The sequence below is a fragment of the Aureimonas sp. SK2 genome (assembly GCF_029813115.1).
In the GTDB taxonomy this organism is placed as follows: Bacteria; Pseudomonadota; Alphaproteobacteria; order Rhizobiales; family Rhizobiaceae; genus Aureimonas.
In genome coordinates, this window is the sequence record NZ_JAPZDS010000002.1 from 319,646 (window position 1) to 342,774 (window position 23,129).

Here is a 23,129-nt window from a genome sequence, read left to right on the forward strand (position 1 = left end):
GAGGCGGCGATGCTGCGTTGGGGAATTCTGTCGGGCGCTAAGATCGCCCGCGAGCATGTCATTCCGGCACTCCTGAAGGCGGAGGGCTGCGTCCTGGAGGGCATCGCCAGCCGCGACGCGTCGCGGGCCGAGCATCTGGCGCGCCATTTCGGCGCGCCCCGCGCCTTCGGCTCCTACGAGGCGCTGCTCGCCAGTCCCGACATCGACGCGGTCTATGTGCCGCTGCCGACGGCCAGCCACGTCGAGTGGGCCGTGAAGGCGGCGGATGCCGGCAAGCATGTGCTCGTGGAAAAGCCGCTGGCGCTGCACGCCGCCGACATCGCCCCCGTGATCGCGGCGCGGGACCGCGCGGGCGTGACCGTGGCGGAGGCCTTCATGGTACGCCACCACCCGCAATGGGCGAAGGTGCGCGAATGGATCGAGGCCGGCCGGATCGGCCGGCTTCGGTTGGTCCAGGGCGCCTTTTCCTATTTCAACGACGACCCCACCAACATGCGCAACCAGATCGATCTCGGCGGCGGCGCGCTGCCCGACATCGGCGTCTATCCTGTGGTCGCGACGCGCCTCGTCACCGGGCTGGAAGGCATGTCGGCCCGCGCGCGGATCGAGCGCGACCCGCGCTTCGGCACCGACATCCTCGCCGAATGCGAGGTCGAATTCGAAGGTTTCCGCCTCAGCTTCTACGTCGCCACGCAGCTCGCCGCGCGCCAGACCATGGTCTTTCACGGCACCGACGGCTTCATCGAGCTGGACGCGCCCTTCAACGCGGGGCTCTACGCGCAGGCCGCAGTCCACCTCCACGACCGCAGCCATGCGACTGTCGAGACCGCGCGCTTCGGCGGCGTCGACCAGTACCGCCTCCAGGCCGAGGCCTTCGCGCGGGCGGTGGCGGGTTCGGGCGAGACCCTGTTCACGCTGGAGGAATCGGTCCGCAACCAGCGCGTGATCGACGCCTTCTACGCTTCGGCGGAGGCCGGCGGATCCGTCGCGGTCTGACCGGCCGGCCTGTTCGGCCTCGGCGGCGCGATGCGGGACGAGCATCCCCATTCTCCGGCGGCTTTGGGCCGGGGTCTGGACCTCCTGCCGGGCTTCGCGGTCCTCGCGTTGCCTTTCGCCTGGGCGTTCTGGGCGCTCGGGACACCGGGCGACCTGTCGCCGTCCGAGCTCGAAGCGTCCTGGTGGTTCAGGGGCTATGTCGCCCTTCTCCTTTATGCGCCCGCGATGGCGCTTCTCTGGTTGGCGGGGCGCCTGGCGCGGCGCTGGGGACGGCCGGGCCTTCTCGTCGTCTTGCGTCTTCTGCGGTGGTCGCTGTTTCTGGTCGTCTTCGGGCCGATCCTGTTGTTTGCCGCCGCCGTCTGTCCGCCGCTCGCGCGGCTGCTGCCCTGAGGTCGGGCTGTCCTCCCATGCCCACGCAAGCTCCAGGCACATTGTCGGCCTTAGTTTCGGCCGATCTGTCGGGCTGATCGGAGCCGAACGGAGGGCTCGACGCATGGCTGGATCGGTGAGGCTCGGACAGGCCCTGGGGGTGGGGCTGGCGCTTTGCGTGGCGCTCACCGCCGCCGCGCGGGCCGAGCCGGCGGCGAAGGACCTCTTCTCGGCCGAGCGCGCCCCCTCGGCCGCCGCGCCGCAGAGCATCGGCTTTTATTCCAAGGGGTGCCTCGCCGGCGGTATGGAGATGCCCAAGGACGGGCCGACCTGGCAGGTGATGAAGCCCTCGCGCGACCGCGCCTATGCCCATCCCGCCATGATCGCCCTGCTCCAGCGCCTCTCGGTGGACGCCCGGCGCGAGGCGAACTGGCGCGGGCTCCTGTTCGGCGACATGGCCCAGCCGCGCGGCGGACCGATGAAAGATGGCCACGCCTCGCACCAGATCGGCCTTGACGCCGACATCTACCTGACCGAGATGCCGAACCGGCGCCTGTCGGACGACGAGCGGGACAACATGCCGCTCCCCTCCGTGATCGACAAGCGCACCCGCCACATCGACGAGCGGCGCTGGCGCCCGGAGATGATGAAGCTCATCCGCACCGCCGCCCGGGAGCCGGAGGTGGAGCGGATCTTCGTTCATCCCGGCATCAAGGAAAAGCTCTGCAAGACCGCGGGGCGCGACCGCGCCTGGCTGAACAAGGTGCGGCCGATGTACGGCCACGACTACCACTTCCATGTCCGCATGGTCTGCCAGCCGGGCTCGCCCAATTGCGAGCCGCAGGAATCGACCGGCAAGGGCGACGGCTGCGACAAGCTGGACTGGTGGTTCGACGTGGCGCTCCAGCCGCCGCCGCCCAACGCCAAGCCCTACAAGAAGCCGCCCCCGATCTTCCTGTCCGCCCTGCCGCGCGCCTGCGCCGCCGTGCTGAAGCAGCCGGACGCGGCGACGACGCGCGTCGCCGCCCCCGCACGCGCGGCAGCGCCGCCGCCCCCGGCTCCCGCCATGGCGGACGGCTTCGATGCCGGTGCCCCGATGGCGCTGGCGCCCGAACCGGCCCCCGCCGCCCGGCCGGCCATGGCCGCCCCCGTTCCCCCTGCGGCCGTGCCGGACGACGGCCGCCTGCCCATGCCGCGCTTCCGGCCGGGCGGCTGAGCGGACCCCACCGGCAAAACACGCCGCGTCCGTCTTTTGCCGGACGCAAGCCGATGCTATGGCGGACTTCAAACGATTAGACGGGTGTCCCATGGTCCACACCGCCGACAGCACCGATGTCCTGAAGTTTCCCATCCTGATCGGCGACATCGGCGGCACCAACGCGCGCTTCGCCCTGCTTCTCGACGCGCTGGCCGAGCCCAAGGCCTTTCCCGTCGTCCAGACCGCCGACTTTCCCAACATCGACGACGCGATCCAGGCGGCCGTCCTCGACAAGACCTCCGTGCGCCCGGCAACCGCCGTGCTCGCCATCGCCGGTCCGGTGGACGGCGACGAGATCGACCTCACCAACTGCCCCTGGGTCGTGCGCCCGCGCACGCTGATCGACGAGCTCGGCTTCGAGGAGGTGATCGTCCTCAACGATTTCGAGGCGCAGGCGCTCGCCGTATCCGCGCTGCCGGAAAGCGGGCGCGAGGCCATCGGCGGCGGCACGGTTCGCGAGGGGGCAAGCCGGGTCGTGGTCGGGCCGGGTACGGGTCTCGGCGTCGCGGGCCTCGTGCGGGCGCGCAAGATGTGGATCCCGGTGGCCGGCGAGGGCGGCCATGTCGATCTCGGACCGCGCACGGCGCGCGATGCCGCCATATGGCCTCATCTGGAGACGATCGGCGGACGCGTCTCGGGCGAGCAGATCCTGTGCGGGCGCGGCCTCGTCAACCTCTACCGCGCCATCTGCGCCGCCGACGGCGCGGAGGCGACCCACGCGACGCCGGCCTCGGTGACAGAGGCGGCGATCAACGGGCGCGACCGGCAGTCGGTCGAGGCGGTCCAGCTCTTCGCCGTCTATCTCGGGCGGCTGGCCGGCGATCTCGCGCTTCTCTTCATGGCGCGCGGCGGCGTCTATATCGCCGGCGGCATCTTCCAGCGCATCATCCCGATCATCCAGGCGCCCGAGATGCGCGCCGCCTTCGAGGACAAGGCGCCGCACGAGGCGCTCCTGCGCGACATCCCGCTCTTCGTGATCACCCAACCTCTCGCCGCGCTCGCGGGGCTCGCCGCCTTCGCTCGCACCCCGCGCTTCTACGGGCTGGAGACGGCGGGGCGGCGCTGGGTGAAGTGAGGGCGTGCCGAGCCGGATCCGGCCCGGTTTGAATGGCCGTCAAGTTCGGCCTATCTTCGCGGCAGACAATCGGCGAAGTGGGGTTGGCGTTGGCAGTTCCTCGGCATGATCGCGTGACAGCGGACGAGTTTCTCCGGTGGGTCGTCGGCCAGAGCGAGCGGTTCGAGCTGGTCGACGGCCGGATCGTGCGCATGATGGTCGGGGCCAAGCAGAGCCACAACGTCGTTGCGGCCAACATCCTTGCCGCATTGCTTCCGCAGACCAAGCGCGGCGGATGTCGAACGACCGCCAGCGACACTTCTGTGCGAACCAGCCCGCAGGGCGTGCGGTACCCGGACATCGTGGTCGATTGCGGACCGCGCGATCCGAATGCCCTGGAGGCGTCCAAGCCCGTTCTGGTCGTAGAGATTTCCTCTCCCAGCACCTCGACCCTGGATGCCACCGACAAGCTGGACGAATATCGCGGACACGGCGACATTGCGCTGATCCTTCTCGTCGAGCCGGACGTCGTTCTGGCCAAGCTCTACCGACGCGACGCGCAAGGCATCTGGCAGGTCGAGAAGTACGACGACATCGGTCAATCCGTCGAGCTTCCCGAGATCGGCGCCACGCTGGCGCTCCGCGACGTCTACGATACGGTCGAACCGTCCGCCCTGCCGAAGCTGCGGCTCGTGGAGGACGCTGGATAGGTTTCGCTCCGACCCGTATTCATCCCCGCGCCGACAGGCTATAGAGCCGCCGAACGAAGGTGGGTGGCGTTGATCGGAACGAAGAAGAGCCTGTCGCTGTCCGACGGGGCCGAGCGCGGCGAGGCGTTGCGGCTGCTGAAGCGCATTTTCGCCGAGAACGGGCGCGAGCATATTCGCGGCTATGCCTTCGCCAGCGTGTGCCTGGTGCTCGTGGCGCTCTCGACGGCGTTCCTCGCCTGGATCATGCGCGACGTGATCGACGAGATCTTCGTCGAGGGCAACCGCGCGGTCCTGTTCTCGCTCCCCTTCGCGGTGTTCGTCTCCTTCCTGGTGCGCGGACTCGCATCCTACGGCCAGGGCGTGGTGCTGGCGCGGATCGGCAACGACATCGTGGCGCGCTACCAGCGCCGGCTCTTCGCGCACCTCACCGAGCTCTCGGTCGATTTCTACGGCGAAAACCGCTCGGCCCAGCTCGCCGCCCGGATCAACCAGAACGTGACGGGCGTGCGCGAGACGCTGAACCTCACGGTCACCTCCATCGCCCGCGATCTCCTGACGCTGATCTTCCTGATCGGGGCGATGTTCTGGCAGGACTGGGTCCTGTCGCTGATCGCGCTGACCGCCGGCCCGCCGATCGCGATCATGATCGCCGGCCTGTCGCGCAAGCTGCGCAGAGCGACGCGCCAGTCGGTCGACCTCAATTCGCGGGTGCTTGGCTCCATGCAGGAGACGGCGCAAGGGATCCAAGTGGTGAAGGCCTTCACCATGGAGGAGCTCCTGCGCGAGCGCACGGACGGGCTGATCCGCCAGGCGGAGGAGCGCTCCAACCGCATCGCCGTGATCACCGAGCGCTCGGGACCGGTGACGGAGACGGTGGCGGGCCTCGCGGTCGCCGCCGTGATCGCCTGGTCGGGCTACCGCTCCATCGTCTACGGCTATTCGCCGGGCGCCATGTTCGCCTTCATCACGGCGCTGCTCCTCGCCTACGACCCGGCGCGCCGCCTGGCGCGGCTGCAGGTGCAGCTCGAAAAGGCGCTGGTCAACGCGCGCATGATCTACGAGATCCTGGACGAGCCGCCCCGGCAGCAGGACGCAACCGACGCGAAGGCGCTCGTCGTCTCGCGCGGCGAGGTCGTGTTCGAGGACGTGCGCTTCGCCTATGCCGGCGGCGAGGACGTGATCCGGGGCTTGAGCTTCACCGCCCCGGCCGGCCGCACCACGGCGCTGGTCGGCGCCTCGGGCGGCGGCAAGTCCACCGTTCTCGCGCTCTTGGAGCGCTTCTACGATCCGGTCTCCGGACGCATCCTGATCGACGGGCAGGACATCCGCGCCGTGACCAAGCGCTCGCTGCGGACCCAGATCTCCTACGTACCGCAGCAGCCGGTGCTGTTCGAGGGCACGATCCGCGACAACATCCGCTTCGGCCGGCCGGAGGCGGACGACGCCGCCGTGGAGGCGGCCGCACGCCGGGCGCAGGCGGAGGAGTTCATCCTCGCCCAGCCGCTCGGCTACGAGACGCCGGTCGGCGAAAGCGGCGCGACCCTGTCGGGCGGCCAGCGCCAGCGCCTGTCGATCGCCCGCGCGCTGCTGCGCGACGCCCCGATCCTGGTACTGGACGAGGCGACCTCGGCACTCGATTCGCGCTCGGAGGTTTTGGTGCAGCGGGCGCTGGAGGAGGCGATGAAGGGGCGCACCGTGCTGGTCGTCGCCCATCGCCTGTCCACCATCGTCGGGGCCGACCAGATCCTGGTGGTCGACCGCGGGCGCGTGGTCGAAGGCGGCAGCCATGCGGAGCTGATCCGGCGCGAGGGCGGGCTCTATGCGCGCTTCCATGCGCTCCAGTCGGGCGCTGGCGAGATGGTGGACTGAAAGGGAGCGGGGCGATGGACGCGATGCGGTTGGTGATTCTGGGAGCGGCGGGCCGGATGGGGCGCACCCTGGTGCGCCTCGTGCACGAGGCGCCGGGCCTCCAGGTATCCGCCGCGCTGGAGCGGCCGGGCTCGATCGCGCTCGGCACCGATGCCGGCCAGCTGGCCGGGGCGGGGCATCTCGGCATTCCCGTGACCGACGATCTCGACGCCGCACTGTCGGGCGCCGACGGCGTGATCGACTTCACCGCGCCCGCCGCCAGCGTCGCGCTGGCGCGCGAGACGGCACGGCGCGGGCTGGTGCACGTCATCGGCACGACTGGCTGCTCGGCGGAGGACAACGCGGCCATCGCCGAGAGCGCGCGGGTCGGCGCGCGGATCGTGAAGTCCGGCAACATGAGCCTCGGCGTCAATCTTCTGGCTGTCCTGGTGGAGCAGGCGGCGCGCGCGCTGGGGCCGGACGCCTTCGACATCGAGGTCCTGGAAATGCATCACCGCCACAAGGTGGACGCGCCGTCCGGCACGGCGCTGCTGCTGGGGCAGGCGGCGGCCGAAGGGCGGGGCATCGATCTCGCCGCCTCCGCTGTCCGCTCGCGCGACGGCCACACCGGAGCCCGACCGGAAGGAACGATCGGTTTCGCCACGCTGCGCGGCGGCTCGGTGGTCGGCGACCACGAGGTGATCCTGGCGGGCGAGGGCGAGCGCATCACGCTGGCCCATCACGCCGAGGACCGGGCGATCTTCGCGCGCGGAGCTCTGCGCGCAGCGCTCTGGGCCAAGGACCGGCCGCCCGGTCTCTACTCGATGCGCGACGTCCTCGGCCTCTGATTTTCTCGTACGATTCAGCAAGGGAGCTTGAAGCCATGTCCCGTACCCTCGTCCTCGTCCGCCACGGGCAGAGCGATTGGAACCTCAAGAACCTCTTCACCGGCTGGCGCGACCCGGACCTGACGGAGCAGGGCGTCGAGGAGGCGCGCGCCGCCGGCCGCCGGCTGAAGGCGGCGGGGTTGCGCTTCGACGTGGCCTTCACCAGCGTCCTGTCGCGCGCCCAGCGCACGCTGGCGCTGATCGAGGGCGAGCTCGGCCAGGGGTCGATCGAGACCCACCGCGACCAGGCGCTCAACGAGCGCGACTACGGCGACCTCTCTGGCCTCAACAAGGACGACGCCCGCGCGAAGTGGGGCGAGGAGCAGGTCCACATCTGGCGCCGGTCCTACGACGTGCCGCCGCCGGGTGGCGAGAGCCTGAAGGACACGGGCGCGCGCGTCTGGCCCTACTATATCCATCGCATCCAGCCGAAGGTGCTGTCGGGCGGCACCGTGATCGTCGCCGCGCACGGCAATTCGCTGCGCGCGCTGATCATGGCGCTCGACGGCCTGTCCGGCGAGGAAATCGTCGCGCAGGAACTCGCGACGGGCGTACCCATCGTCTACCGGCTCAACGCGGACTCCTCCGTCGCCTCCAAGGACGTCCTATCCGCCTGATCGCCTCGCGCGGCCGGCTTTGCGCAGGGCCGGCCGCGCGACATCGAATTGTCCATAACGTGACCGGATTTAGTAGATCGTTCCTGTTCCGGCCTCGTCGGCACCGTTAGCTTCTTTCCATCGAAGCTCGGTCCCGAGGCCGGAAAGGAACCCCCGCACATGCGTCTGTCCCTGTCGCTTGGAATCGCCGCCGCCGCGCTCATGGCGCTGGCCCTGCCGGTCTCGGCCCAGACCCTCCTCAACGTCTCCTACGATCCGACGCGCGAGCTCTACCGCGACTTCAACGCGGCCTTCGCCGCGCACCGGAAGGCGGAAGGCAAGGATGCGCCGACCGTGCGCATGTCGCATGGCGGCTCCGGCGCCCAGGCAAGAACCGTGATCGACGGCCTCGACGCCGATGTCGTGACGCTGGCGCTCGAAGCCGACATCAACGCGGTCGCCAAGGCGACGGACAAGATCCCGGAAAACTGGCGCACCCTCCTGCCGCACAATTCCTCGCCCTACACGTCGACCATCGTGTTCCTGGTGCGCAAGGGCAATCCGAAGGCGATCAACGACTGGGGCGACCTCGTCAAGGACGGCGTCCAGGTGATCACGCCCAATCCCAAGACGTCGGGCGGCGCGCGCTGGAACTACCTGGCCGCCTGGGCCTGGGCCAACAAGGAATACGGCGGCGACGTCGAGAAGGTGAAGGCCTATGTCGGCGACGTCTATCGCCACGTGCCCGTGCTCGACACCGGCGCGCGCGGCTCCACCACGACCTTCGTCCAGCGCGGCATCGGCGACGTGCTGCTCGCCTGGGAGAACGAGGCCTTCCTGGCGCTGGAGGAGCTCGGTCCCGACCAGTTCGAGATCGTCGTACCCTCCATCTCGATCCTCGCCGAGCCCCCGGTCGCCCTCGTCCCGGGCAACACGGACGCCAAGGGCACGACGGAGGTCGCCAAGGCCTATCTCGACTACCTCTACTCGCCGGAAGGCCAGACCATCTCGGCCAAGCACTTCTACCGCCCGTCCGAGCCCGAGAAGGTGACCGACAAGGCGCTCTTGGAGCGTTTCCCGCAGGTGGAACTCGTGAAGATCGACGACGCCCAGTTCGGCGGCTGGGCCAAGGCGCAGCCCGAGCATTTCGGCGACGGCGGTATCTTCGACCAGATCTACAAGCCCGCCAACTGACGATCGTACACCCTCAGCCCAGCGCCGGACATCTGGCGCGGCAAGCCGGCGGTATCGCGCGCCGGCCTGCCGCGCTATTCTGCGGAGCGCCAGCGCCCGTCCATCGCCTCCCGACAAGGTTCCGCATGGCTTCGACAACCGCCGGCCCCCCGGCCTTCCGTATTCGCCAACCGAGCGTCGTGCCGGGCTTCGGCCTTTCCATGGGCGTGACGCTCGCCTATCTCAGCCTCATCGTGCTCCTGCCGCTGGCGGCGCTGGCCGTGCGGGCCGCCGGGCTCGGCTGGTCCGACTTCCTGGTGCTCGCTACGGATCGGCGGGTCGTCTCCGCGCTCACGCTCTCCTTCGGCGCGTCCCTTGTCTCAGCCCTGATCAACGCCGTCTTCGGCCTGCTCCTCGCCTGGGTGCTCGTGCGCTACCGCTTTCCCGGCAAGCGTCTGGTGGACGCGGCGATCGACCTGCCTTTCGCGCTGCCGACCGCCGTCGCCGGCATCGCGCTGACCGCGCTCTATGCGCCCAACGGCTGGATCGGCCAGCACTTCGCGCCGGGCGGACTCCTCGCGCCGCTCTTTGGCGAGGGGGGGCTGCGCATCGCCTATTCGCCGCTCGGCGTCGTGGTGGCGCTGACCTTCGTCTCGCTGCCCTTCGTGGTGCGCACGGTGCAGCCGGTGCTAGAGGAGATGGATTCGGAGCTCGAACAGGCCGCGGCGACGCTCGGCGCCAACCGCTTCCAGACCGTGTTCCGCGTCGTGCTGCCGACCGTGACGCCGGCGCTCCTGACGGGCTTCGCTCTCGCCCTCGCCCGCTCCATCGGCGAATACGGCTCGGTGATCTTCATCGCCGGCAACATTCCCTACGTCTCGGAGATCGCGCCGCTCCTGATCGTGATCCGGCTGGAGGAGTTCAACTACGCCGGCGCCACGGCCGTCGCGGCGCTGATGCTCGTCATCTCCTTCGCCATCCTCCTCCTCATCAACCTCGTTCAGACCTGGAGCCGGCGGAGATATGGCCTTGGCGCTTGAGACCACCTTGCCCGCGCCGGCCGTGACCGAGTCCGCGCGCCGCCGACGGCCCTCGCCGACGGACGAGAGCCCCGCCGTCAAGTGGACGCTGATCGCGGTGGCCATGCTGTTCCTGGCGCTGGTCCTGTTCCTGCCGCTGGTCGCCGTCTTCGTCGAGGCGCTGCGCGGGGGCGTCGCCGCCTTCGCCCAAGCGATCACCGACCCCGACGCGCTGGCCGCCATCCGCTTGACGCTGACCGTCGCCGCCATCGCGGTGCCGGTGAACCTCGTCTTCGGCCTCTGCGCCGCCTGGGCCATCGCCAAGTTCGAATTCACCGGCAAGACGCTGCTCACCACGCTGATCGACCTGCCCTTCTCCGTCTCGCCGGTGATCGCGGGCCTCGTCTTCGTGCTTCTGTTCGGCGCGCAGGGCTATTTCCACTGGCTGGTGCAGGCGACGGGCATTCCCATCGTCTTCGCGCTGCCGGGCATCGTGCTCGCCACCGTCTTCGTCACGCTCCCCTTCGTGGCGCGCGAGCTGATCCCGCTCATGCAGGAGCAGGGTACGGGCGACGAGGAGGCGGCGATCTCGCTGGGGGCCAACGGCTGGCAGACCTTTCGGCGCGTAACGCTGCCCAACGTGAAATGGGCGCTCCTCTACGGCGTGCTCCTGTGCAACGCGCGCGCCATGGGCGAGTTCGGGGCGGTCGCGGTGATCTCCGGCAAGATCCGCGGCGAGACCAACACGATGCCGCTCCATGTCGAGATCCTCTACAACGAGTATGCCTTCTCGGCAGCCTTCGCGGTGGCAACGCTGCTCGCGCTCCTCGCCCTCGTCACCCTCTGCCTCAAGACCTTCCTCGAATGGCGCTATGCCGGCGACATCAAGGCCAGCCGCGGCGGCCACTGAGCTATGGAACTGACTTCATGAAGATCGGCGTCCGCAACATCCGCAAGGAATTCGACCGCTTCCCGGCGCTCCACGACGTGTCGCTCGACATCCGCTCGGGCGAGCTGATCGCGCTGCTCGGGCCGTCGGGCTCGGGGAAAACCACGCTGCTCCGGCTGATCGCCGGACTGGAATTTCCGACCTCGGGCCAGATCCTTTTCGGCGACGAGGACGCCTCGGAGAAGAGCGTGCAGGAGCGAAACGTCGGCTTCGTGTTCCAGCACTACGCGCTCTTCAAACACATGACGGTGGCCGACAATATCGGCTTCGGCCTGTCGGTGCGCGAGCGCGGGAGCCGCCCTTCGGGGGCCGAGATCAAGCGCCGGACGCAGGAGCTCCTCGACCTCGTCCAGCTTCCCGAACTCGGAAAGCGCTATCCCATGCAGCTCTCGGGCGGCCAGCGCCAGCGCGTGGCGCTCGCCCGCGCGCTCGCCATCGAGCCCAAAGTCCTCCTTCTCGACGAGCCCTTCGGCGCGCTCGACGCCAAGGTGCGCAAGGATCTCCGCCGCTGGCTGCGCGAGCTGCACGACCGCACCGGCCACACCACGGTCTTCGTGACCCACGACCAGGACGAGGCAGTCGAACTCGCCGACCGGGTCGTCGTCATGAGCCAGGGCCGGATCGAGCAGGTCGGCTCGGCCGACGACATCTACGACCGGCCGCAGAGCCCCTTCGTCTTCTCCTTCATCGGCCAGTCCAACGAACTGCCGGTCGAGGTGCGCGGCGGCGAGATCGCCTTTGCCGGCGTGCCGCTCGGGCGCACCGAGGAACGGGACGGCTCGTTCCGCATGTTCGTGCGCCCGCACGACTTCGAGGTGCTGCCGGACGGCAGCCAGGGCCTGTCCGGCCGGATCGCGCTGACCCGGCGCGTCGGCGGCGCGCGCATGGCCGAGTTCAATCTCGCCGAGCCCGCACGCCGCATCGAGGTGGAACTGCCCGCCCACGCGCCGAGCGAGACCGGCACGCCGATCACGGTCGTCCCGAAGCGCTGGCAGCTCTTCGCCTGACGAACGGCGGCGCGACACCGCGCCGCCTGCAGCGCTCGGCGGCTCGGTCCCATCTTCCGCCTATCCGGCGAAAGGGGTGCGATTGAGCGAGGACGAGCTCGCCGAGCTGATCCGGGACTGCCCGGTCCTCTACCATATGGCGGCCGAGGGCTCCTGGCCGTCCATCCGGCGGAACGGGCTCTGGGGCACGAGCGCGCTTCTCGATCTCTTCGAGGTGACAGGCGAGACCCGGCGCGCCATCGAGGCGCGGCGCCCGGCATCCGTCGACATCCGCCATCCCCGGCTCGGCCGCGCCGTGATCCGCGACCAGAAGCCGTTGAGCGACCGGAGCCTCGCCGCCTGCCTGGAGGACGGCCTGACGCCTTCCGACTGGTACGCGCTCCTCAACGCGCGGGCCTTCTTCTCGCTGACGCCGTCTCGTCTCCTGAAGATGCTGAACGCCGGGTCCTATCGCCGCGAGGCGCATGACGTGATCGAGGCCGACACTGCCTCCCTGGTCGCGGCCCATCGCGACCGGATCACGCTCTGCCCGATCAATTCGGGCTTCGCCCAGCGCCGCGCCGCGCCGCGCGGACGCGCCACCTTCCTGCCGATCGACGACTACCCCTATGCCGAATGGCGGGCGAAGCGACCGCGCGGCGAGCGGGTCGTGGAACTCGCCGTTTCGCCGGGCGTGCCGGACATCGCCCGCCATGCGCGCCGCGTCGTGCGCATGCGGGGCGCGGAGGAGATCGAAACGCTCTGGACGGCAGGCTGAGCGGTCCGGGCTGGTCTTCCCAGCCTCGTCCCCCTAAAGCTCCCGAAAGCCCGGCCGTGCAGGAGCGCCCATGAGCGATGCCGACGAACCCTTGATCCCGGAGCGCCGGCGCGGCTCGGGGGCGCGGCTCGTCTACGAGCAGTTGCGCGACGAGATCCTGAGTCTCGATCTCGCGCCCGGAAGTCCGGTGGACGAGGTGGCGCTCGCCGAGCGCTTCGGCCTGTCGCGAACGCCGATCCGCGAGGCGCTGGTGCGCCTCCAGGGGGAGGGGCTGGTGACGGCGCTGCCCAACCGCTCGACCCTCGTCTCCTCGCTCGACGCCGCCGCCCTGCCGCCCTTCTTCGACGCCCTGGTGCTGATGTACCGGGTGACGACACGGCTGGCCGCCGAGCACCACCGGCCCGGCGACATAGCGACCATCCGCGCGGCCCAGGCCGAGTTCGCGGCCGCCGTCGCCGCGCAGGACGCGCTCGGCATGATCGCGACCAACGCCGCCTTCCATTCGGCCATCGCCGAAGCGGGGCGGAATCCCTATTTCGCAGGTCTTTTCGACCGCCTGCTCAACGACGGCCGCCGGCTGCTGCGCCTCTACTACGAATCCTACGACGACCGCCTGCCGCCGCGCTTCGTGGACGAGCACGAGGACCTGATCGCGGCCGTCGCCGCGCGCGACGTGGCCGGGGCCGACCGCCTGGCGGCGATCCATGCCGAGCAGATCGTGGAGCAGATCGACCGCCTGATGAAACGGCGCTCCGACCTCTCGATGCCGTTGGAACGCGTTTCTGTCGACAAATAAAATACAAGATGCTACGAAGGGTCATGAGGCGCGATACCGAGCTGTCGCGCCGGCCCGAACCCTTGGGAGCCCTGCGATGACCTCTTCCGTCTTTTCCGGCGTGATCCCCGCCCTCATGACCCCGTGCAAGCCCGATCGCACGCCGGACTTCGACGCCCTGGTCGCGACCGGCCAGCGCCTGATCGCCGAGGGCATGTCGGCCGTGGTCTATTGCGGTTCGATGGGCGACTGGCCGCTCCTGACCGACGCGCAGCGCATGGAGGGCGTCGAGCGCCTGGTGAAGGCGGGCGTGCCGGTGATCGTCGGCACCGGGGCGGTCAACACGGCCTCGGCCGTCGCCCATGCCGCGCATGCCGCCAAGGTCGGCGCCAAGGGGCTGATGGTCATTCCCCGCCTCCTGTCGCGGGGCACGGTGCCGGCCGCGCAGAAGGCGCATTTCAAGGCCGTCCTCGCGGCCGCGCCCGCCCTGCCGGCCGTGATCTACAACAGCCCGTACTACGGCTATTCCACCAAGGCCGACCTCTTCTTCGCCATCCGCGCCGAGCATCCCAACCTCGTCGGCTTCAAGGAGTTCGGCGGGCCGGACGACCTGCGCTACGCCGCCGAGCACATCACCAGCCGCGACGACGACGTGACCCTGATGGTCGGCGTCGACACGGCGGTCGTCCACGGCTTCGTCAATTGCGGCGCGACCGGCGCGATCACGGGCATCGGCAACGTCCTGCCGCGCGAGGTCCTGCACCTCTGCACCCTGTCGGAAGCCGCCGCCCGGGGCGACGCCGCCGCGCGTGCAGAGGCGTTGGAGCTGGAGAGCGCGCTCGCCGTCCTGTCCTCCTTCGACGAAGGGCCGGACCTCGTCCTCTACTTCAAGCACCTCATGGTGCTGAAAGGCCACGCGGAGTTCACGCTCCAGTTCAATGAAGGCGACGTCCTGTCGGACTCGCAGCGCGGCTATGCCGAGGCGCAGCTCAAGCTCTTCGACGCCTGGTACGCGAACTGGTCGAAGACCGCGTCCCACGCGCCGCGCCTTGCGGCCTGACCGGCGGCTTGGCAGAACTCCGCCATGGATGCGGAATCCCAGCCGGACGTGATCGTGATCGGGGCCGGCGTCGTCGGCCTCTCGGCGGCGCTCGCGCTCCAGGCGCGCGGTCGCCGCGTGGCGGTGCTGGATCGCGAAGGGCCGGCGGCGGGCGCTTCGGCCGGAAACGCCGGGGCCTTCGCCTTCACCGACATCCTGCCGCTCGCCTCGCCGGGCCTGATGCGCAAGGCCCCGCGCTGGCTGCTCGACCCTCTTGGGCCGCTGTCCGTGCCGCTGCCCTACGCCTTTCGCATCGCGCCCTGGATGCTCAGGGTCGCGCAGGCCTGCTCTCCCTCGCGCGTCGAGGCAGCGACCGCCGCGCAGATCGCGCTGATGGACCTTTCCAAGGCCGAGCTCGAGCCCTTCCTCGCCGCCACGGGCACCTCGCTCATGCTGCGCCGGGAGGGCAATCTCGAAGTCTATGAGAGCGAGGCGGAGTGGCGGGCGTCGCTGCCCGGCTGGGACGCGCGCGAGCGCCACGGCATCGCGTTCCGCCACATGAGCGCGGCCGAGATGGCCTCCGTCCAGCCCGGCCTCGCAGAGCGCTTCGTGCGCGGCACCTTCACGCCCGGCTGGTTCTCCATCGCCGACCCGAAGCTCTATGTCCTGGCGCTGGCGGAGCGGTTCCGCGCGAACGGTGGATCGATCGACGTGGCCGAGGTCCGCGCGCTTCTTCCGGATGCGTCGGGCGTCACGATCGATGCGGGCGCCGGCCCGCGCCGTGCCGCCGAGGTCGTCATCGCGGCCGGCGCCTTCTCGCACGAGATCGCCGCCACGATCGGCGAGCGCATTCCGCTGGAGACCGAGCGTGGCTACAACACGACGCTTCCCTCCGGCGCCTTCGACCTGCGCACGCAGGTCACATTCGGCGGCCACGGCTTCGTCGTCACGCGGCTGGAGACCGGCATCCGCGTCGGCGGCGCGGTGGAACTCGGTGGCCTGCGTCTCAAGCCGAACTTCAAGCGCTCGGAGGCCATGCTCGCCAAGGCGAAGCGCTTCCTGCCGGACCTCGACATCTCAGGTGGCCGGCAGTGGATGGGCTTTCGTCCGTCTTTGCCCGATTCGCTCCCCGCCATCGGCTTCTCGCGCGGCAGCCGGCGTATCGTGCATGCCTTCGGCCACGGCCATCTCGGCCTCACGCAAGCCGCCGGCACCGCGCGGATCGTCGCCGACCTCCTCACCGATCGCCCCCCGCCGGTCGATCTCGCCCCCTTCTCCGCCCAGCGCTTCGCTTGAAGGCCCCCATGGCAAACCACACCTTCTCCTGCCTCGACGGCCATACCTGCGGCAATCCGGTTCGGCTCGTCTCCGGCGGCGGGCCGGTGCTCCAGGGCGCGACCATGCTGGAGAAGCGGGCGCATTTCCTGGCGGAATACGACTGGATCCGCACCGGGCTGATGTTCGAGCCGCGCGGCCACGACATGATGTCGGGCTCGATCCTCTATCCGCCGACGCGCGAGGACTGCGACGTCGGCGTTCTCTTCATCGAGACGTCGGGCTGCCTTCCGATGTGCGGCCATGGCCTCATCGGCACCGTGACCATGGCGATCGAGAACGGGCTCGTCACGCCGCGCGAGGCGGGCCGGCTCGCCGTCGACGCCCCGGCCGGCCGGGTGGACGTCACCTACGCCCAAGAGGGGCGCTTCGTGGAGGAGGTGCGCCTTCGCAACGTGCCGGGCTTCCTCCATTCGGAAGGGCTGACGGCCGAGGTCGAGGGCCTCGGCGAGGTGGTGGTGGATGTCGCCTATGGCGGCAACTTCTACGCCATCGTCGAGCCGCAGAAGGCCTTCCGCGACATGGCGGACTTCACGGCGGGCGAGCTGATCGGCTTCTCGCCGAGGCTGCGCCGGGCGCTCAACGAGAAATACGAGTTCGTCCATCCCGAGCACCCCGCGATCCGGGGCCTCAGCCACATCCTCTGGACCGGCGCGCCGCGGAACGCGGAGGCGCACGCGCGCAACGCCGTCTTCTACGGCGACAAGGCGATCGACCGCTCCCCCTGCGGCACCGGCACCTCGGCGCGCATGGCGCAGCTCGCCGCCAAGGGCAAGCTCAAGGTCGGCGACGACTTCGTCCACGAGAGCATCATCGGCTCCCTGTTCCGGGGACGGGTGGAGGCGGCGGCCGCCGTCGCCGGCCGCCCCGCGATCGTGCCGTCGATCGCCGGCTGGGCTCGCCAGACCGGCATCAACACGATTTTCATCGACGACCGGGACCCGTTTGCCCACGGTTTCGTCGTGGTCTGATCAGGCGGCGAGGCCCTCTTCGCGCAGGGCCTGCTGCACCGCGGGCCGGGCCTTCACGGCGGCCATGAAGCGGGCGATGTTGGGGAAGGCCGCCATGTCGAGCTTCATGACCCCGGCCCAGTTGAGGACGGTGAAGGCGTAGGCGTCGGCTGCCGTGAAGGTCTCGCCGGTGAGATAGGTCCGGCCCTCCAGCGCCTTGTCCACGAAGGCGAAACGCTTGGCGAGGAACTCCTTCTGGATGTCCTTGGTGGCGTCGGGCGTGTTCGGCTTGAACAGCGGGCTGAACCCCTTGTGCAGCTCCGTCGCCACGAAGGCGAGCCATTGCTGGACGCGGTAGCGCTCCGTCGTGCCGGGCGCCGGCATCAGACCGGTCTCAGGCTTCCGGTCGGCAAGGTACTGGACGACCACCGAGGCCTCGGTGAGCACCGGCCCTTCGCCGATGTCGAGCGCGGGAACGTAGCCGTTGGGGTTCACCGCGAAGAAGTCGCCGCCGTCCTCGAGCGTCTTCTTTGCCAGATCGACCGATACGAGATCGACCGGCAGATCGGCCTCGCGGGCGACGATGTGGGGCGCGAGCGAGCAGGCGCCGGACTTGTAGTAGAGCTTCATGGCTTCGAGTCTCCCGTTGCGTTCGGCGGCCCTCTTGCCACGGGCGAGGGCCGCATGCAGCCTCCCGCCCCGGCGACGCAGCGTTCACGCCGCGAAGGCGCCGTGATGATAGGGCAGGTGAGCGGGCGGCCTGCGGATGCTATGAGCGGGCCGCCGGACGATCCCCGAGGGAAGACAAGCGACATGACCACCACGCAAAGCGCCATCGAGACGACCATCGCCGGCGAGATCGGCGCCCGCGGCCCTCAGGTCGCCGCAGCGGTGGCGCTGCTCGATGGCGGCGCGACGGTGCCCTTCATCGCGCGCTACCGCAAGGAGGCGACCGGCGGGCTCGACGACGCGCAGCTGCGCACGCTGGAGACGCGCCTCGCCTATCTGCGCGAGCTGGAGGCGCGCCGCGCGGCGGTGCTGAAATCCGTGCGCGAGCAGGGCAAGCTGACGGGCGAGATCGAGCGGGCGATCCTCGGTGCCTCGACCCGCGTGGCGCTGGAGGACCTCTATCTCCCCTTCCGGCCCAAGCGCCGCAACCGGGCGGATGCCGCGCGGGAAAAGGGCCTCGGGCCGCTCGCCGAGCGCATCCTTGCCGACCGCCGGGTCGATCCGGCCGCGCTCGCCGCCGAATTTCTCACCGCCGAAGTGCCCGACGTGAAGGCCGCGCTGGAGGGCGCGCGCGATATCGTGGCCGAGGGCATGGCGGAAAATCCCGCCCTTGTCGGCGAGATCCGTCGTCATCTCGTCGCCAAGGCGCAGCTTCGCGCCCGTGTCGTGGCGGGCAAGGAGGAAGCCGGCGCCAAGTTCTCCGACTATTTCGACCATGCCGAAGCCTGGGCGAAGGCGCCGAGCCACCGCGTCCTGGCGCTGCTGCGCGCCGAGAAGGAGGGCGTCGTCACCCTCGACGTCGAGGTGGATGCCGACGACCCGGGAACCGTCAAGCCGGTCGAGGCGATGGTGGCCCGCCATTCCGGCGTGAAGACCGCCGGCGGCTCGGCGGCCGACGCCTGGCTCATGGGCGTCGCGCGCTGGGCCTGGCGGCAGAAGCTGAAGCCCAGCCTCACCACGGAGATGATGGGCACCCTGAAGGAGGGCGCGGACGGCGAGGCGATCCGCGTCTTCTCGCGCAATCTCAAGGACCTTCTCCTGGCCGCCCCCGCCGGGGCCAAGGCGACGATGGGCCTCGATCCTGGCGTGCGCACCGGCGTCAAGGTCGCCGTGGTCGATGCCACGGGCCGGCTGGTGGACCACGCCACCGTCTATCCGTTCCAGCCGAGGAACGACGTGGCCGGCGCCATGGCCAAGCTCGCCCAGATGATCGCCCGCCATGACGTGGAGCTTGTGGCCATCGGCAACGGCACCGCGAGCCGCGAGACGGAGGCGCTGGCCGCCGAGGTCATCAAGGCGCTGCCGGGCAGAAAGCCGGTGAAGGCGGTGGTGAGCGAAGCGGGCGCCTCGGTCTATTCGGCCTCCGAGCTGGCGTCGAAGGAGATGCCGGACGTCGACGTGTCGATCCGCGGCGCCGTGTCCATCGCGCGCCGGCTGCAGGACCCCCTGTCCGAACTGATCAAGGTCGATCCGAAGGCGATCGGCGTCGGCCAGTACCAGCACGACGTCGACCAGGGGCGCCTGTCCAAGGCGCTCGACGCCGTGGTGGAGGACGCGGTGAACGCGGTGGGCGTCGATCTCAACATGGCCTCGGCCGCGCTGCTCTCGCGCGTCGCCGGGCTCGGGCCGTCGCTGGCGGAAGCGATCGTCGCCCATCGCGACGCGCAAGGGCCGTTCAGGACACGCCGCAAGCTCCTCGACGTGCCGCGCCTCGGGCCGAAGGCCTTCGAGCAGTGCGCCGGCTTCCTGCGCATTTCGGGCGGGGCGGAACCGCTCGATGCCTCGGCCGTCCATCCGGAGGCCTATCCGGTGGCGCGCCGGATCGTGGCGGCCGCGGGCAAGGACGTCGCGGCCGTGATGCGCGACCCGGCCGCCCTGAAATCGCTCGACCCGCAGACGTTCGTCGGCGACGGCTTCGGCCTGCCGACGGTGAAGGATATCATCGCCGAGCTGGAAAAGCCCGGCCGCGACCCGCGCCCCGCCTTCCGCACGGCGGCTTTTGCCGAAGGGGTCCATGCGATCACCGACCTGAAGCCCGGCATGAGCCTCGAGGGCACCGTCACCAACGTCGCTGCCTTCGGCGCCTTCGTGGACATCGGCGTCCACCAGGACGGCCTCGTCCACGTCTCGCAGCTCGCCGACCGCTTCGTGAAGGATCCGGCCGAGGTGGTGAAGACGGGACAGGTGGTGCAGGTGCGCGTCGTCGAGGTGGACGTGAGGCGCAAGCGCATCTCGCTCACCATGCGCCGCGAGATGCCGGACGCGGCTGAGGGGCGCGGCGGAGGCCGGGAGCCGGCCCGCCCGGCCAAGGCTCCGGCCCCGAAGCCCGAGCCGGCGGGGCAGGGGGCCTTCGGCGCGGCGCTGTCGGCGGCGATGAAGCGGAAGTAGGCGTTTAGAGACTGTTTTGGAAGTTCCCGGCGGAGGATCGGCGCGGGATTTCGGTAGTTCCGCGAGGCGCAAAACGCAGTCGATGCCGGCGGCATCGGCGAGGATTGGCAACGAAGTGGACGGCCGAAAGACCCGTCGAGCCGACCCGGCGGACTTTCGAAACAGTCTCTTAGTCCTCGGCCTCGATCGCGCGCGGCTTGCGGTCGCGGTCGATGGCGACGAAGGTGAAGACCCCTTGCGTCACCTGCTCGATCTCCTCGCCCTCGCGGCTGCGCCGCCAGGCCTCGACCTCGATGCGCATGGAGGTGCGCCCGACATGGTCGATCCGGGCATAGAGGCTGACCTCGTCGCCGACATAGACCGGCCGGAGGAAACGCATCGCCTCGATGGCGATCGTGGCGCAGCGGCCGCGTGCCCGGCGCGCGGCGGCCGTGCCCGCGGCAAGGTCCATCTGCGCCAGAAGCCAGCCCCCGAAGATGTCGCCCGCCGGATTGGTGTCGGCGGGCATGGCGATCGTCCGGATGGTCGGAACGCGCGCGGGGGCGGAGGCGGGCTCTTCGGACATGGGCGTCGGCGGCTCCGGCAGGTGCGATGAGAAGGCGGCCGCTCCTGCCGTTCCCGGCGGGAGGGCGGGCGCTGGTTCCAGTCTTGGCTCTCTACCTCGCCTGTTCGATGTTCGCCACTCCGCTCGCTGTCGGCCGATGCTCGTCGGGCTCGCGCGCTGCCGACGGCAAATCCACGAGGAGGCATCAGGGAGCTTCGACGCGGGCGCGAGAAGGATCCGCGCAGTGTCGAGGAGTGCCACATGATGGGGGAGGCTTCGACGATCCCCTCGATCTTCGCGCCCCGCGTCATCCCTCGCCGCCGCCGCGTCTCCGGCGAGCTGATCTCGACCCTGCCCGACGTCGCCGGCACCTCGGCCACATGGTCATGGAAGTGGTCGAGGAAGCCGCCGACGAGGCGGGGGATCATGAAGCCGGCGCTTCCTCGCGCGCTGCCGCGAACCAGCGGCAGAGGTCGGCGAGGAAGCAGGTCTCGCAGCGCGGGCGGCGCGACAGGCAGACGCTCTTGCCGAACTGGATCAGCCAGAAATGGCCGTCGCGCCGCGCCCAGTCGGGAACGTCGCGCTCCAGCGCGGCGGCGGTCTTGTCGGCGGTGCGCTCGTCGGTGATGCCCGTCCGGTTGCAGACGCGGAAGACATGGGTGTCGACGGCGATCACGTCCCGGTCGAAGGTGAAGCTCATGACGATGTCGGCGCACTTGCGCCCGATGCCCGGCAGGCTCATCAGCCCTTCGCGCGTCTGCGGCACGATGCGGCCGTGCTCCTCGATCAGCGCGGCGCAGAGACGGCGGATGCTCTTCGCTTTCATGTTGTAGAGGCCGCAGGGCTTGATCGCCCGGGCGATCTCCTCCTCGGAGAGGGCCAGCATCGCGTCGGGCGTCTTCGCCAGCGCAAAGAGCGCCTTGGTCGCGGCCGCCGTGTTGACGTCGCGGCTCTGGGCGGAAAGGAGGCAGGACACGACCGAGCGGAACGGGTCGGGCTGGTCCTTCGGGCCTTTCGCAGTCTTCGTGCGGCCCGGCATGTGGTCGCGCAGGCGGCGAAAGGCCTCCTCGCGCTCGGCCGCGCTCAAGGCGCCGTGCCCTCCCGTCCTTTCCACTCTCGCGTCCATGATGGCTGTCCTCGCCTGAAACCGAAGCGAGGACGCTTTGCCGGCTGCCGGAGTTCCCGGGCTGCGGCGATCAGCGCGCGCCGCCCATCGCGAACTCCCAGCCCAGCATCGCGCGCTTGCGCGTCAGGCCCCAATGGTAGCCGGTCAGAGCGCCGGACTTGCCGACCACGCGGTGGCACGGCACCACGAAGGAGATCGGGTTGCGCCCGACGGCGGCGCCGACCGCGCGCGAGGCCTTCGGCACGCCCATCTCGGCGGCAATGCCGGAATAGGTGTGCGCCCCGCCGAAGGGGATGGCGAGAAGCCGCTCCCAGACGCGGACCTCGAAATCGGTTCCGATGAGGACGATGCGAAGGGGCGCGCCGGCGCCCCATTCCTCCGGGCGGAAGACGCGGGCGAGACGGCGGGCGGCGCCCTCGTCGCTTCGGCTGGTCGTCGCCTGCGGCCAGCGGCCGAGGAGGTCGGCCAGCGCATGGGCGTCGCCGCCGCGGTCCTCGTCGGAAAAGGCGAGGCCCGCCAGCCCCTGTTCCGTCCAGACGGCGAGCGCCCGGCCGAAGGGGGTCTCGGCAAAGCCGTAGGTCAGAGCCAAACCCGCACCGCGCGCCTTGTGGAGGCCGGGGCTCATCGCCTCGTGCTTGACGAAGAGATCGTGGAGGCGCGAGGGGCCGGAAAGGCCGACCTCCAGCGCCGTGTCGAGGAGCGGCAGCCCGTCGGCCAGGAGCCGGCGCGCGTGGTCGATGGTGACGGCCTGCAGGAAGGCTTTTGGGCTCAGGCCCGCCCAGCGACGGCAGGCGGCCTCCAGGCGCTGGGGCGTGACGCCGCAGGCTTCGGCGACCGCCTCCAGCGATGGCTGGCTGCGATATTCCGCCGAGATGAACTCGATCGCCGCGCGCACCAGCGGGTAGTCGGACGGCGGCGGGACCTCGGCGAGGCCGTCCAGCGGTTCGGCCGGGACGGGGCAGGGGGCGTGAAGGGTCATCGGATCGCTCCGCGAGAATGCGTCGATCCGAACTTGGACCTTCGCCGGCCCGCCCGCCACCCGTTTTCCCGACGGTGCCCTAGCCGCGCTTGGCCTCGGCAAGCGCCCGCCCGAAGGCCTCGGCGAAGCTTTCCCGGTCCTCCGGGTTGAGGAACGAACCGATCTCGGTCTGGCGGCCTTCGCCGGCCACCGCCATGTGGGTGACGCCCGCGAGTTCATGCCGGCGCACCAGGAAGCGGGTCCAGAACGGATTGTAGCGGGCCTCCTGCACGGCGCCGCGCGCCGAGGTCTTGCGGATGGTCAACTCCGTGCGCGACACGCGCACCTCCTCGCTCGCCTGCGCCGAACGGAAGCTCGCCCGGAGCGCGATCCAGAGGAGAAGGACGTCGAGCCCGAAGAAGCCGACCACCGGCCAGGCGCCGTGCGACAGGAACACCGCGCCTGATATGAGGCTCAAGCCCCCGAACAGGAGCATGGTCACCGTGAAGCCGCGCTTGCCCAGGGAGCGGTAGGGCGTCAGGAGGGCATGGAAGACGGTGCGCTCGGGGCCGTCACTCATCCGCGTCTTGCCTCGCAGGCTGGATCCGTTCCAAAGAGGGGGCGGCCGCCGGGGCCGCGCGATGGATTATCTGGGTGAGGAT

At 70.1% G+C, this 23,129-nt stretch carries 23 protein-coding genes; 18 read left to right on the forward strand and 5 right to left on the reverse strand.

From position 1 onward, the window contains the following. Nucleotides 1-9: 9 nt before the first annotated feature. The 17 genes from O5O54_RS04040 (at nt 10) to O5O54_RS04120 (ending at nt 16,743) form a co-directional block, all read left to right on the forward strand. Nucleotides 10-996 carry a Gfo/Idh/MocA family oxidoreductase gene (locus tag O5O54_RS04040; protein ID WP_279479127.1) on the forward strand — a complete coding sequence of 329 codons (987 nt, stop codon included), beginning with the start codon at nt 10-12 and terminating at the stop codon, nt 994-996. 30 nt (nt 997-1,026) lie between these two features. Next, nucleotides 1,027-1,386, forward strand: a complete 360-nt coding sequence (locus O5O54_RS04045; RefSeq protein WP_279479129.1) for a hypothetical protein — start codon at nt 1,027-1,029, stop codon at nt 1,384-1,386. A gap of 103 nt (nt 1,387-1,489) precedes the next feature. Further along, the gene (mepA, locus tag O5O54_RS04050) at nt 1,490-2,581 is read left to right on the forward strand and encodes a penicillin-insensitive murein endopeptidase (protein WP_279479131.1); all 1,092 of its coding nucleotides are present in this window, start codon (nt 1,490-1,492) and stop codon (nt 2,579-2,581) included. Nucleotides 2,582-2,672: 91 nt separating this feature from the next. Continuing rightward, nucleotides 2,673-3,698, forward strand: a complete 1,026-nt coding sequence (locus O5O54_RS04055; RefSeq protein WP_279479133.1) for a glucokinase — start codon at nt 2,673-2,675, stop codon at nt 3,696-3,698. Between the two features lie 113 nt (nt 3,699-3,811). After that, on the forward strand, nt 3,812-4,387 hold the full coding sequence (locus O5O54_RS04060) for a Uma2 family endonuclease (protein ID WP_279479135.1): 576 nt from the start codon (nt 3,812-3,814) through the stop codon (nt 4,385-4,387). Nucleotides 4,388-4,459: 72 nt separating this feature from the next. Continuing rightward, entirely contained in the window at nt 4,460-6,256 is a 1,797-nt protein-coding gene (locus O5O54_RS04065; RefSeq protein WP_279479427.1) for an ABC transporter ATP-binding protein, read from the forward strand. A 14-nt stretch (nt 6,257-6,270) separates the two neighbouring features. Next, nucleotides 6,271-7,083, forward strand: coding sequence for a 4-hydroxy-tetrahydrodipicolinate reductase (gene dapB / locus O5O54_RS04070; RefSeq protein ID WP_279479137.1), 813 nt, complete (start codon nt 6,271-6,273; stop codon nt 7,081-7,083). Between the two features lie 35 nt (nt 7,084-7,118). Next, a complete protein-coding gene (locus tag O5O54_RS04075) occupies nt 7,119-7,739 on the forward strand; it encodes a 2,3-bisphosphoglycerate-dependent phosphoglycerate mutase (protein WP_279479139.1) in 621 nt (206 codons plus the stop codon). A gap of 159 nt (nt 7,740-7,898) precedes the next feature. Beyond that, nucleotides 7,899-8,912, forward strand: coding sequence for a sulfate ABC transporter substrate-binding protein (locus tag O5O54_RS04080; RefSeq protein ID WP_279479141.1), 1,014 nt, complete (start codon nt 7,899-7,901; stop codon nt 8,910-8,912). 125 nt (nt 8,913-9,037) lie between these two features. Beyond that, entirely contained in the window at nt 9,038-9,931 is an 894-nt protein-coding gene (cysT, locus tag O5O54_RS04085) for a sulfate ABC transporter permease subunit CysT (protein WP_279479142.1), read from the forward strand. After that, entirely contained in the window at nt 9,915-10,820 is a 906-nt protein-coding gene (gene cysW / locus O5O54_RS04090; RefSeq protein ID WP_407061658.1) for a sulfate ABC transporter permease subunit CysW, read from the forward strand. The genes cysT and cysW overlap by 17 nt, the downstream gene beginning before the upstream one ends. A gap of 17 nt (nt 10,821-10,837) precedes the next feature. Beyond that, a complete protein-coding gene (locus tag O5O54_RS04095) occupies nt 10,838-11,866 on the forward strand; it encodes a sulfate/molybdate ABC transporter ATP-binding protein (RefSeq protein WP_279479146.1) in 1,029 nt (342 codons plus the stop codon). 82 nt (nt 11,867-11,948) lie between these two features. After that, nucleotides 11,949-12,623 (forward strand): DUF7002 family protein, encoded by a 675-nt coding sequence (locus tag O5O54_RS04100; protein WP_279479148.1) that lies wholly within the window; start codon nt 11,949-11,951, stop codon nt 12,621-12,623. Nucleotides 12,624-12,693: 70 nt separating this feature from the next. Further along, complete coding sequence (locus O5O54_RS04105; RefSeq protein WP_279479150.1) at nt 12,694-13,419, forward strand: GntR family transcriptional regulator; 726 nt, start codon at nt 12,694-12,696, stop codon at nt 13,417-13,419. 76 nt (nt 13,420-13,495) lie between these two features. Further along, nucleotides 13,496-14,458, forward strand: a complete 963-nt coding sequence (locus O5O54_RS04110) for a dihydrodipicolinate synthase family protein (protein WP_279479153.1) — start codon at nt 13,496-13,498, stop codon at nt 14,456-14,458. A 24-nt stretch (nt 14,459-14,482) separates the two neighbouring features. Then, nucleotides 14,483-15,733, forward strand: coding sequence for an FAD-binding oxidoreductase (locus tag O5O54_RS04115; protein ID WP_279479155.1), 1,251 nt, complete (start codon nt 14,483-14,485; stop codon nt 15,731-15,733). Between the two features lie 8 nt (nt 15,734-15,741). Continuing rightward, nucleotides 15,742-16,743, forward strand: a complete 1,002-nt coding sequence (locus O5O54_RS04120; protein WP_279479158.1) for a 4-hydroxyproline epimerase — start codon at nt 15,742-15,744, stop codon at nt 16,741-16,743. Here O5O54_RS04120 and gstA read toward each other — a convergent pair whose 3' ends face one another. Next, complete coding sequence (gstA, locus tag O5O54_RS04125) at nt 16,744-17,352, reverse strand: glutathione transferase GstA (RefSeq protein WP_279479160.1); 609 nt, start codon at nt 17,350-17,352, stop codon at nt 16,744-16,746. Between the two features lie 183 nt (nt 17,353-17,535). On the opposite strand from gstA, the gene O5O54_RS04130 reads away from it, so the two are divergent. Beyond that, nucleotides 17,536-19,839: a Tex family protein gene (locus tag O5O54_RS04130; RefSeq protein WP_279479162.1), complete on the forward strand. Its 2,304-nt coding sequence runs from the start codon at nt 17,536-17,538 to the stop codon at nt 19,837-19,839. A 169-nt stretch (nt 19,840-20,008) separates the two neighbouring features. Here the strand turns inward: O5O54_RS04130 and O5O54_RS04135 are convergent, their stop codons facing one another. The 4 genes from O5O54_RS04135 to O5O54_RS04150 all read right to left on the reverse strand — a co-directional run bounded on the left by O5O54_RS04135 (nt 20,009) and on the right by O5O54_RS04150 (nt 23,047). Further along, complete coding sequence (locus tag O5O54_RS04135; RefSeq protein WP_279479163.1) at nt 20,009-20,404, reverse strand: acyl-CoA thioesterase; 396 nt, start codon at nt 20,402-20,404, stop codon at nt 20,009-20,011. Nucleotides 20,405-20,807: 403 nt separating this feature from the next. Continuing rightward, nucleotides 20,808-21,509: an endonuclease III gene (nth, locus tag O5O54_RS04140; protein ID WP_279479165.1), complete on the reverse strand. Its 702-nt coding sequence runs from the start codon at nt 21,507-21,509 to the stop codon at nt 20,808-20,810. Nucleotides 21,510-21,579: 70 nt separating this feature from the next. Then, on the reverse strand, nt 21,580-22,488 hold the full coding sequence (locus O5O54_RS04145) for a bifunctional helix-turn-helix domain-containing protein/methylated-DNA--[protein]-cysteine S-methyltransferase (protein ID WP_279479167.1): 909 nt from the start codon (nt 22,486-22,488) through the stop codon (nt 21,580-21,582). A 79-nt stretch (nt 22,489-22,567) separates the two neighbouring features. Next, nucleotides 22,568-23,047, reverse strand: coding sequence for a DUF2244 domain-containing protein (locus tag O5O54_RS04150; protein ID WP_279479168.1), 480 nt, complete (start codon nt 23,045-23,047; stop codon nt 22,568-22,570). Nucleotides 23,048-23,129 lie beyond the last annotated feature (82 nt).